Raw genomic sequence first — 11,421 nt, 5'->3', positions numbered from 1 at the left:
AAACGCTTTGTTGAAGTTAGACAAGCATGTTGTCTGAATCACTCTTCCGCTTATAAAAACGTCTTCACAATTTTCAACTCTGTACTTGAATACGGTGGGTATAAAATACTTGGATTTACTTTTGTGGAACGCTTCATCATTGACTTTGCGTGCGTAAAGCATTCAAAGCTTGCATAGCCGTGGTACGCCCCTGCTCCAGATGGGCCAACACCGCCAAATGGTAGCTTCGTATTGCCCACATGAATGACCGTATCATTAATACAGCCGCCACCAAATGAGAAGTTTTGCGTAAAGTATTCAATTGCCCCTTCATGCTCACTGAAGAAATATGCAGCAAGTGGCTTTGCGAGACGTTTCGCTTCATATAAAGCTGTCGGTAAATCATCGTACACAAGAATCGGTAAAATCGGACCGAAAATTTCCTCTTGCATCGTTGCAGCATCCCACGACACATTATCAATAATTGTCGGTGCGACATAACGGTCTGCTACGTCCACTTGACCACCCGTAACAATATGTGCAGCGTCCGCTTCTAACATACTTTGTAAACGCTCGACTTGTTGTTTCGTAATGATACGTCCAAAAAAGTCATTCGTTTGCGGATTTTTGCCGTAAAATTGCTGGACTGTTTTTTGCAGTAATTTTACAAACTTTTTGTGTACACTACGTTGTACAAGTACATAATCTGGCGCGACACATGTTTGCCCCGCATTTGTGAAACGTCCAAACGCAATACGCTGCGCAGCTACTGCTAAATTGGCAGTATGGTCAACGATTGCTGGACTTTTACCACCAAGCTCTAATGTATATGGTGTTAAACGCTCCGCACATGCCTTTGCAATAATTTTGCCGACGTTGACACTTCCCGTAAAGAAAATATAGTCAAACGGCGCATAAATTAATGATTCAACTGTTTCTTTTGCACCTTCCACCACGCGTATATATTGTGGCTCAAACGTTTCTTCTATAATTTTTTTAACAATCGCTGCTGTGGCCACTGCTGTTTCTGACGGTTTTACAATCGCTGTATTGCCACCAATAATCGCGCCAAGTAACGGCTCCATGACAAGTTGGAACGGATAGTTAAATGGACCAATAATACATGTAACTCCGTATGGCTCTCGTACAATATAGCTTTTTCCTGGTTGGAAGACGATAGGTGTTTTCGCTTCTTCCGGTGCCATCCATGCGGCTATATTTTTTTCAAATTCACTAATGGAACTATAGACCATGCTAATTTCTGTTGAAAATGCTTCAAATTCACTTTTACGTAAATCGCTATAAAGAGCTTCTACAATGTCACGCTCATACGTTTGAATCGCTGTACGTAACTTTTGAAGCTGTGTAATACGAAATGCAGCTGTTTGTGTGTGCCCTTCTAAAAAGAAAGTACGTTGTTCCTCAATATAGTGTGCTACTTGTTGAGCTGTAACAGTCATGTAAATTCTCTCCTATCATCACTTTTCTCTTATTATGACGGATAAATAACGAAAATTGCAAAAACAAGCCCTCTATTCTGATGAATCGTTCAGAAAAAATGACGACTTTGTAAAGATTTATTAAGGGGATGTAAAACCATTGTGATTTCACTCAAAATGCTTTCAAAATTCGATATGCTAGAAGAAAAAAGGAGAGTACTATGTCAAAGGATCAACTGTACAGCGAAGTATATACACTGTTAGAAGACCGCTTTATGCGCGGCTTTTATTTGCCCAATGAACCCATTTCAGATTACGCGTTAAGTAAAGAGCTTCAAATTGGTCGTAATCCGATTCGTCGTGCGATGCAGGCGCTACAGCAGCAAGGCTTTTTATCCAATAACCGGCATCAAAGTAAGTTAGTCATTGGCTATCATCCAGAAGAATGTGTACAACTTTGTGAATACATGTTTCATTTGCTCGAACTTTCCCTCATGTCGATGCGTTTACCAGCTCCCCTTTTTGTACAGCAATACGATGTACAATTAGAACGACTTAAATTTATGAGCGAACAACAGCGCTATTATGAGTATTTACACAGCCTTACTGACTTGTATGCCCTGATTATTCAACAATCCGGCAACTCCATTTGGGAAAAATCCTTTGAAACATGGCAAAAACCATTTATTCGCATGCATATGTTGTCGTACCGCCTTGGATATTTACACGCACCTTATAAAGAAATCCAACAGTTTACACAGTTACTTCGCTTATTCCAAGATCAATTACTCGATCAAGCTAAAATATATATTCAATGTTTAATAGCTGAATCACGCGCACAATTTAGCGTGACGACATAATTGTCACGACGCGTCTAATTCTCTATAATAACGATAGAGGAAAGGACGTTTTTTTATGCGTAAACCGTTAAAAATTTATTTATTTTTTTTAATACTCATTACTGTTTTTGGCGTCATTGGTAACATCCTTATTCAAGATGAGCCAAACTTGGAAGTAACAGATATCGACACAGATATTCCCGGTTCAGAAACGATGGTTGCTATTTATAACACGCTTCAACAATTTGTCAGTGAAGAACAAATTATTGATATTGCCGTAACACCAGGTGATACAGGTGACCAAGTCGAATTATTTATCGAAGCAAATGCAACGGATGAACGAACACTACAGCAGCAAACAAGCGATATTATCAGCGCAGTAAATAGCTCGCAACAACTTGCTGACTTATTGATTGAATGGCAACAACAAACACCCATTCTCACAGTTACATTCACACAACATGCATTGCAACAGTGGGATGAAACAGCTACATCGCTACCAACAGCCGCTAGTAGCTATACGTACACAGCACAATGATAGCCTTCTTTGCATCCGTCTACAGACCGATTTTCTTTCGGCTCGTTGACGGACGTTTTTTTATGTAAAATTACGTATTATAAATAGTAACTACTCTAGAAAGGATGAGCGTTATGCCATTTCGTATTCGTAAACGTTGGTTATTCGGCATATTACTCGTGCTTTTATGCATCGTTCTTTCATTTAATAAAGCCATCATAACGACCATCTTCCCCGGTCAACAAGTCGCCTCGTTAAAAAAAGTAGACGCGCCTAGCTGGATTGATGAGCAGTACATCACCTCACCATCACTTGCGCGCAGTGGTCAATCACTCACTGCTATACGTGACGTTGTCATTCACTATGTCGGCAATCCTGGAACGACTGCACAACAAAATCGCGATTATTTTAATACACCAACGACAACCGTTAGCTCACATTTCATCATTGGGTTAGATGGCGAAATTATTCAAACGATGCCACTTCATGAAATGTCCTATGCAACAAATTGGCGCAATAACGACACGATTTCGATTGAGGTGACGCATCCTGATGCATCTGGGAAATTTACAGATGCTTCGTATGACGCGCTTGTTCGTTTAACTGCGTGGCTGCTACATAGCGCTAATTTATCGTCAGACAATGTCATTCGCCACTACGATGTCACAGGCAAGCTCTGCCCACTTTATTATGTCGAAAATGAAGATGCATGGCTCCAGCTAAAAGCCGACATTCATACAGCCTACGAAGCGATTTAATTGCTGACTCACACGACAAATTACGTGAAAACGAGACTAGGACAAAAAGAAATCTCCTTCAGCAACGACAACTGCTGAAGGAGATTTTTCTGCTTTTGGTGCTACGCCACATAGCGGACGCGTTTCGCAGGCATGGCTTGAGGCACACACGATGTTTGTCACATCTGCCTTGCCACACGACGTGGCGTTTTGGGCAGATGTTCCTCTATTAAAGGCTCATGCTCCTGCGGTACCTCGTCGCAGAAAAACATTGCTTTTCCTGCTGAAGTCGCCGCTTGTGTCGGGACGCACCTGCAAATTCTTATCATCTTAATCCACTTATTTTCATTAGAAATAGGGATTTGTCCCAATCTCTTTTCGTATACGTTACGCACTACATAAATAGCACATTTTACGTCGCTGGATTAATTTCAAATTCTAATTTAATTTTAATATCTTTTCCAACGAGCACACCGCCTGTTTCAAGTGCTTGGTTCCATGTTAAACCGAAGTCTTCACGATTAATTTTCGTTTCGCCTTCAAAGCCATATACTTCAACACCCCACGGATTTTTCCCATGCCCGTTATACTCTAATTCAAATGTGACTGGCTTTGTGACATCTTTAATTGTTAAGTCACCTGTTACGGCATAATCTGAGCCACTGCCTGTAATCGAGGTGGATTTAAATGTAATTGTTGGATATTGCTCTACATCAAAGAAATCTGCTGAACGTAAATGGTTGTCACGGTCATCATTTTTCGTATTAATAGATGCAACATCAAATGAGAAATGGAATGTTGCTGTCGTTAAGTCTTCTAGGTTTTCTGCTGTTACATCTGCTTTATACGAATCAAATTGACCTTTTACTTTCGAAACCATCATGTGTTTAACCTCAAATTGAATTGACGAATGTGCCGTGTCTAACGTAAAGTTTGCCATGCGTTTTCCTCCTAGAATAAATTATGTAGTGAAATCTACACACTACTGTATTCGAGCTATATCGTAAAATTCCTTCTTCCCTCGTTAAAATGAATTAAATTGAACAAATTCTCCTACCGGCTTACGATAACCACGTGGACGTGTTCGGTCGACACTTTTACCAACCGTTATCATCATAACCGGTTCTAAATGCGCAGGTATACGGAATTCTTCGCGTAGTTGTTCTACATTATGAACATGCATTGGACACGTATCAAAGCCGTAATGTTTCGCACTTAACATAAAGAACATCGCATGAATCCCGACATTACGGGCAAGCTCTAATTCAATACCGTGCGCATTATTTTTCAGCCCTTGTTGGAAGTTTTCAATCGCTTGTAGTGTCATATCGTATTCTACTTCGTCAATCATGTTTAACATTTTTAGAGGGCTATAAATTTTCGATGCCGCTTCTGCTGTTAAACTGTTTTTATCCCCTAACACAATGACGACGGCACTCGCTGTATGGATTTTATATTGACCATAGCTTAATTCGCGTACCTTCTCTTTTTTGTCGTCATCTGTAATAACTAAATAATTCGTAAACTGTAAATTATACGCACTTGGCGCTAATTTCGTGAGCTCAAAAATTTGCTTAAAATCTTGTTCTGTCATCGTGATATCTTGCTCAAAATTGACCGCAGAATGACGTGCCTTTACTAATTGTTCAAAATCCATATAGCTGACCCCTTTTATCTCGATTTCAAGATATGTATGTAGTAAAAAATGCACCCATCGATGCATTTCTTTTATTTTACGGGTATTACTTTTGCATGTACAACAAAACGCTCATCATTGTCTTCAGATAATGTACATGTTGATAAAGTGACCATGTTATCGGCAACGGTCATCGTTACACCTGTATCAATACGTGAGCGACCTTTAATGTCCTGTAAAAACTCGCCATATTCTTTCCCTTCAAACGTTGTATCTAAATAATAAAAGCGCGTCGTCGTTTCATATGCCGCAAATACATGTAGCTCATATGCACCGTGCATCGTTTCAACATGAATCACTTGGTGCTCCTTTGCATACGCTTCATCTGCGTAATTCGACAATGCCCCAAACATCCGGTCATCGCGCATTACATGTCCGTATAAAATCGTATGCTGGTCTTCTAACGCCACATCATTTCGGTAATCCATAAAAATGCTACCTGCGCGACTTTGTTGCCCTTTATAATTATGTGTTAAATAAAAATCATTGTCGTCCGCTTGTAAAATCGGATTATTTAGCTTTGTATCATCAATGCTTATCCAGCCAACGATCTCTTTATTAATTTGCTGTAGCTTTGCAATTTGAGGACGGATTATTGGCTCATTTATAAGTTGTGTCGCTGAAGTCGTTGCTTGCTGTTGCACTGGTGCTTCGTACACTTCTTGAATTTCTGCCAATGCATTCGCATTCTCGACATAGCTGTATATATAATTACCAACCATATAAAACGAGACGATAAAAACGAGCATGCTGATCCATAAAGCGATTTGTCGTGCCATTTTCTTCACTCCTACACTCATGTAAAAAAAGGAGTTGCCCATTTCAGGCATCTCCTTTTCATCTTATTTCACGTTATCTGTATACGCAATCGTTTGCTTTAACACTTTTGCCATTTGGTTACGTGTTAGCTTTTGGCCTGGATTAAACTTGCCTTCAAATCCTGTCATAATGCCTAAATGATTTAACTCTGCAACAGCTTGTGTTTCTTCTCCTGTCACATCACTAAACTTCCCTTGTGGATTGCTTACTTGGTCGACATAGCCAAATTGATTTTTCAGTAGGCGATAAATCATTAGCGCTGCTTGCTTACGTGTTACTTCATCATTCGGCGCAAATGTTGTGGCTGTTTTCCCATTAATCACACCTGCATGGTTTAGTGAACGAATCGCAATTTGTGTCTCCTCTGCATATGTACCAATATCCGTAAACGATGTTGTGACAGGGTCTGTAAATGTATACGCACGTTGTAACATTAACGCAAATTGCTGACGCTTTAAGCTATTTGCTGGATTAAATTTCTCTGCGCCTTTAAAAATATCCGCTTTGTATAACTCGATAATGGCCTCTTTTTGTGACGCATTTTCAATATCGGTAAATGGATATTCTTTTGGCTCAAACGAAATCGCTTTATCGCCCACTTTAATTTGCACATCGTATACTTTCTCATACGAAATAACACCTGGTACATTTACCGTTAAATCCACGACCGCCGTTACGGTCGTTGGAACTTCCGCTACATGGAATGTATATTTTTTAATATTCGATTCCGTATTATGTTCCACTAAAAGCGTATCTGTACCGTTGACATCAAAATCATTGACAAAGCCACCTTGGTTAAACGTCATCGTGACTGTATAACCGTTTGTAGCAGGTGAAACAGATACTGTTTTCTCTGTATAGTTCGCCATCTGAGAAAGTTCTGTCGTGCCGTCTTTAAATACTTGAACGGGCACTTGTTGTGCTTCTATTTGTGCTTGCACATCTGTTGCAAGTACAGGTGTAAATGCTGTTAATGCAAAAGCCGCTACTGACCATTTTGCAATTGTTGTTGTCTTCATAAATTACGCTCCTTGTTTACGTAAGCGAACCATAACAAAAGCAGAAAGTAATAGGAATGCTACTGCTACATATGGTAAATTGTCGCTCGTTTGTGGATTTTTCACTTGTGTTGCTGTTGCTTGTTGCGTCTTATTGACTGTTGCGTTCGTTGCTGTCGTTGTTGCTGGTTTCGTTTGCTGTGCTTGCGCTGTGTTTGCTGCAGCTACTGCTGTCGCTGTTGACATAGATGTTGTAGGCTTCGTTGTTGACGTTGCTGTCGGATTAGCTGTGGCTGTACCAACATCACCTGTTTTTGTAGCTTTTGCGTCATCTAAATCAAAGTCAACGATGTATGAATGATAATAATCTAGTGATGGAATTTCAACGCGCATTGGCACTTCAACAATTTTACTTGTATCTGCTACTGTAAATTGAAATGTACGTGTATCTGCTGTTGTATCCTCAGAGATTTTTTTGTAGCCTGGTGGTGTTAATTCTGTAATCCATGATGAATTTGTAATCGTTACTTCAACGGTATGCACACCTTTTTCAACGATTAATTTTGCTGGTTTCACAAAATAATCATTGGCAATGGATGGATTTACTGAGCCAGCCGTGTTCATTTGGTACGGCACTGTGTAAATGCCATCTGCTAATTTTGCAGATGATGGAGATGCACCTGCAATCACTATCATGAGCATCGCGATAAACGCTACTGCTATTTTTTTAAACATGCGTATTCACCCTCATTCCCTCGTCTATTCTTTCTATCTTTTATGATGCCATAATTGCAAATGATTCTCAATTGTCTTTTTGCGTGTAGCTTGGCACATCGTCTATTTACTTTTTGATGTATCTTTTTTCACGCATTAAAAAAAGCGAGTGTTATTTGCAATTGCAAAACACTCGCTTTTAGTAGGACTATTTTATTCATTCCTCATCTACTCCACCAACATGCGCGCACCATTTTAGCACATGCTTGTAATAGGAAATATACCGTATTCTAACCCACTTACTTACTCAATAACCGATGCATTAAAGCCTTGCTTTGTGAAATATCCTTCATGTGCCCAGACATTCAATTTTGCCTCTTCAGCTTTTTCTTGAATCGTATAGAAGTCTTGCTCTAACGTATTATTTGGAGCATGTGCATAACGAACAGCCGCAAAACCTTGCGCTAATAAATGCTCTTGTAGCAGCACATCGTCAACAAAAACATATGCTAATAATCGGTCATAGTGGTCGCGTTCGTCCCCGACATCGTGTAACACTTCAATCTTTTGTGCATTTTCTAATAAATCAATCGTAAATGCCTTCGCTTCTTCCGCGTACGGTTGTGGATTTTCTTCTTTATAATTCATCTCTGGTGTATCAACCATTAATAAACGAATGCGTTCCGTTTTTCCGTCAACATCGACCGAGAAAGTATCACCATCATTTGCTTCCTTATACGTTACCTCATAGCGTGTATTTCCTGTTTGCTCTTCTGCATATGCAGGCGTAATTACCGCTTCAGACGATTCAACCACCACCGTTGCTTCATCTTTATCCGGTGCAAAAATTAAATATAATGCGACGGCAATTAAAATCGGTACCGTCTTTACTAATGTTCGAATATCGCTTAATTTCATTGTCTTCTCCTTTAAATGTTATCCTATTATTTTAGCATATATTTCAGATGACATATACAACACGCGCCTACACATCCACCTCATGTATGGCAGAAAAAAAGGTTGTTCTATGACACCGACTAGAACAACCCTCTCCTCTTATACTTCCTCTGGCTCAATCGCGTTAAATGTTTCGCCCTCTTCTTCAAGGTCGCGGTTACGGTGTGCTAAACGCGAAGCTGCACATGCCGCAATACTGCCGACTAAATCATCTAAAAATGTATTGACACGCCCGTCTCCAATTTTTGTATCTAATCGTTCAATGACCCCAATTTTTTGTTTATCTAAATGCCCGAATGTTGTTACTGCAATACTACCATACGTAAATACCGAGCCGAGTGCAATCGTTTCATCAACACCGAATAATCCTTCATCTGACTCAATAATTTGTTGGAGGGGTGCTGATAACATTTTCTTTTCTGCAAGCTCATCTAACTCTACCCCTACTAAAACAGCATGCTGAATTTCTCGCTTGTGTAACACACGCTCGACCGATTCATAGCAATGCGCCATCGTTAAACCTTCATGATACGGTGATTGCATTTTATAAACGATTTCACCAATATCTTCAATTGTTACTTCGCGACGCTCTAATGCATCGCGTGTCGCCTTATACACGACTTCTGAATGAACTCTCGTTGGTTTCTGATACATAGGATTCCTCTTCTCTTCAAGTAAATAATGATGTTTCAAGCATTACTATAACGAATGTAAGCGTTTTATGATAAAATCGACTAGACAACTTTTAGGAGGACTTTTTATGGAAAAAGGATCGGTAAAAGAAATCGATTTTTATAGTGATGCTCTGCAGGAAGAACTTAAGCTGCTTATTTATATTCCACCAAATTTTACGCCACTTGTAAAACATTCTGTCCTTATTGCGTCAGATGGGCGTGATTATTTCCAGCTAGGTCGTATTCCACGTCTAGCCGATGAGTTACACAATGACTATGAAATCGAAAATTTAATTATTGTCGGTGTGCCGTACAAAAATGCGAAAGACCGTCAACGTAAATATATTGCAACAGGTGATTTATTCGAAGCCTACACACGCTTTTTAGCACACGAGCTTGTACCTTATTTAGATGAAGAGTTTCCAACGCTTCAAATGGGACAAGGACGCGGTTTAATCGGCGACTCTATGGCAGCGACAATCTCGTTATTAACCGCTTTAAAATATCCAAACTTATTCGGCAAAGTCATTATGCAATCACCTTATGTGGATGATTACACAATGGAGGCGACGCGCAACTTTACACAAGTAGATGCCCTATCTATTTATCATATCGCTGGTAAGCGCGAAGACCAAGTTGTGACAACCGATAAAACCATTAAAGACTTTATTACACCGAACCGACAACTTCACGCACTTATGAAAGAAAATGGCTATGATGTATTTTACGAAGAGTTCGATGGCAACCATACATGGAAATATTGGCAACCAGACCTACGACGCGCTCTTGTAGAAAATTTCAGTTAAATCGACTTTTCAAAATACTTTAAGCACATTTTCTGTTATACTAAAAATGTAAAATTAGAGTGTTACAATTTCGGGAGGTCGATTAGATTGAAATATGGTATTGTTGCATTTCCATCAAAAAAATTACAAGATTTAGCGAATACATATCGTAAACGATATGACCCTCACTATGCGCTTGTAACTCCTCACATGACATTAAAAGACCCATTTGAGGTAGATGAATCTGACGTGAATAAAATTTCTGAAGCACTATCAAAAATCGCAAGCGAATTTGGGCCATTACATATTCATGCATCACGTATTAGCTCGTTTTTCCCTGTTACCAATGCGATTTATTTCCGTATCGAACCAACTGAGCAATTAGTTGATATTCATACAGCTATTAACGAAGCCATTCCAGCCGGTGAAGAAAAACACACATTTGTCCCACACATTACGATTGCGCAAAAAATGACTGACAGTGAGCACGATGATATTTTAGGTCAACTGCGTATGACAGGTGTAGATGCTGAAGAAACAATTGACCGCATCCACTTAATGTATCAGTTAGAAGATGGCTCTTGGACAGCACACGAAACATTCCGTCTAATAGGTAATCGCTAAATTGTTTAGAGCAAAGCAAGTCGAAACACAGGCGGAACGAGAAGCGGCGTTTGCTATTCGGCGAGAAGTTTTCATTCAAGAGCAAGGAGTCCCGCCCCATTTAGAGCGTGATGAGTTTGATGAATCTTCGACGCATTTTATCATATATGACGATGACAAAATTGTAGCAACTGCGCGTGTCCAAGAATTGCCCAGTGACATCGGAATTGTGGAACGTGTATGTGTGATTAAGTCTTACCGTGGACTAGGTTTGGGCGTACTCATCATGAAAGAAATTGAAAAATTTGCAAGACAAGCTGAACTAAAACGTTTAAAGCTAACAGCGCAGTCATACGCTGTACCTTTCTACGAGAAACTCCAATATATTTCTACAACACCAGAATTTATGGATGCAGGTATTCCTCATCGCGTGATGGAAAAAACATTGCATTATTAATCACAGTGCGTTTTTGTTTAACAGAAATATATTAAAATAGACATCAACAAAAAGTAGTAGCGGAAATCATGACATTTCTGCTACTACTTTTTTGTCCCGAACTTTTTTTGCGTGCGAACGATTATACGTACTTTCCATGCTTTATTTACAATCGGTCAAACAACAGCCGATGCAATTGAAGCCGTTAAATGTGAAGGCACTGTTGTG

14 protein-coding genes are annotated in these 11,421 nt (G+C 39.6%); 6 read left to right on the top strand and 8 right to left on the bottom strand.

Going from position 1 to position 11,421, the window contains the following annotated elements:
• Positions 1-50: 50 nt before the first annotated feature.
• Positions 51-1,439, bottom strand: coding sequence for an aldehyde dehydrogenase (locus A6M13_RS03905; protein WP_066543043.1), 1,389 nt, complete (start codon positions 1,437-1,439; stop codon positions 51-53).
• A gap of 200 nt (positions 1,440-1,639) precedes the next feature.
• On the opposite strand from A6M13_RS03905, the gene A6M13_RS03900 reads away from it, so the two are divergent.
• From A6M13_RS03900 to A6M13_RS03890, 3 genes are all read left to right on the top strand, one after another.
• Complete coding sequence (locus tag A6M13_RS03900) at positions 1,640-2,278, top strand: GntR family transcriptional regulator (protein ID WP_066543041.1); 639 nt, start codon at positions 1,640-1,642, stop codon at positions 2,276-2,278.
• 55 nt (positions 2,279-2,333) lie between these two features.
• On the top strand, positions 2,334-2,795 hold the full coding sequence (locus A6M13_RS03895) for a hypothetical protein (protein WP_066543040.1): 462 nt from the start codon (positions 2,334-2,336) through the stop codon (positions 2,793-2,795).
• Between the two features lie 113 nt (positions 2,796-2,908).
• Positions 2,909-3,532: a peptidoglycan recognition protein family protein gene (locus A6M13_RS03890; protein WP_066543038.1), complete on the top strand. Its 624-nt coding sequence runs from the start codon at positions 2,909-2,911 to the stop codon at positions 3,530-3,532.
• Between the two features lie 391 nt (positions 3,533-3,923).
• Here A6M13_RS03890 and A6M13_RS03885 read toward each other — a convergent pair whose 3' ends face one another.
• The 7 genes from A6M13_RS03885 to A6M13_RS03855 all read right to left on the bottom strand — a co-directional run bounded on the left by A6M13_RS03885 (position 3,924) and on the right by A6M13_RS03855 (position 9,349).
• Positions 3,924-4,451: a YceI family protein gene (locus A6M13_RS03885; protein WP_066543037.1), complete on the bottom strand. Its 528-nt coding sequence runs from the start codon at positions 4,449-4,451 to the stop codon at positions 3,924-3,926.
• An 84-nt stretch (positions 4,452-4,535) separates the two neighbouring features.
• The gene (locus A6M13_RS03880) at positions 4,536-5,168 is read right to left on the bottom strand and encodes a nitroreductase family protein (RefSeq protein WP_066543035.1); all 633 of its coding nucleotides are present in this window, start codon (positions 5,166-5,168) and stop codon (positions 4,536-4,538) included.
• A gap of 71 nt (positions 5,169-5,239) precedes the next feature.
• Positions 5,240-5,986 (bottom strand): class B sortase, encoded by a 747-nt coding sequence (srtB, locus tag A6M13_RS03875; RefSeq protein ID WP_169817412.1) that lies wholly within the window; start codon positions 5,984-5,986, stop codon positions 5,240-5,242.
• Positions 5,987-6,049: 63 nt separating this feature from the next.
• Complete coding sequence (locus tag A6M13_RS03870) at positions 6,050-7,045, bottom strand: S-layer homology domain-containing protein (RefSeq protein WP_066543032.1); 996 nt, start codon at positions 7,043-7,045, stop codon at positions 6,050-6,052.
• A 3-nt stretch (positions 7,046-7,048) separates the two neighbouring features.
• Positions 7,049-7,759 (bottom strand): NEAT domain-containing protein, encoded by a 711-nt coding sequence (locus A6M13_RS03865; RefSeq protein WP_066543031.1) that lies wholly within the window; start codon positions 7,757-7,759, stop codon positions 7,049-7,051.
• A gap of 282 nt (positions 7,760-8,041) precedes the next feature.
• Entirely contained in the window at positions 8,042-8,656 is a 615-nt protein-coding gene (locus A6M13_RS03860) for a thermonuclease family protein (protein ID WP_066543029.1), read from the bottom strand.
• A 138-nt stretch (positions 8,657-8,794) separates the two neighbouring features.
• Positions 8,795-9,349: a phosphatidylglycerophosphatase A family protein gene (locus A6M13_RS03855; RefSeq protein WP_066543026.1), complete on the bottom strand. Its 555-nt coding sequence runs from the start codon at positions 9,347-9,349 to the stop codon at positions 8,795-8,797.
• A 106-nt stretch (positions 9,350-9,455) separates the two neighbouring features.
• Here A6M13_RS03855 and A6M13_RS03850 point away from each other — a divergent pair, with 106 nt between their 5' ends.
• From A6M13_RS03850 to A6M13_RS03840, 3 genes are all read left to right on the top strand, one after another.
• On the top strand, positions 9,456-10,175 hold the full coding sequence (locus A6M13_RS03850) for an alpha/beta hydrolase (protein ID WP_066543025.1): 720 nt from the start codon (positions 9,456-9,458) through the stop codon (positions 10,173-10,175).
• Positions 10,176-10,262: 87 nt separating this feature from the next.
• Positions 10,263-10,778, top strand: coding sequence for a YjcG family protein (locus A6M13_RS03845; RefSeq protein ID WP_066543023.1), 516 nt, complete (start codon positions 10,263-10,265; stop codon positions 10,776-10,778).
• Position 10,779: 1 nt separating this feature from the next.
• Positions 10,780-11,214: a GNAT family N-acetyltransferase gene (locus A6M13_RS03840; RefSeq protein ID WP_066543021.1), complete on the top strand. Its 435-nt coding sequence runs from the start codon at positions 10,780-10,782 to the stop codon at positions 11,212-11,214.
• Positions 11,215-11,421 lie beyond the last annotated feature (207 nt).

Source organism: Caryophanon tenue, from assembly GCF_001700315.1.
Classification (GTDB): Bacteria; Bacillota; Bacilli; order Bacillales_A; family Planococcaceae; genus Caryophanon; species Caryophanon tenue.
The sequence above is the reverse complement of the archived record's forward strand: the minus strand, read 5'-3'. Positions and strand labels throughout refer to the sequence as shown.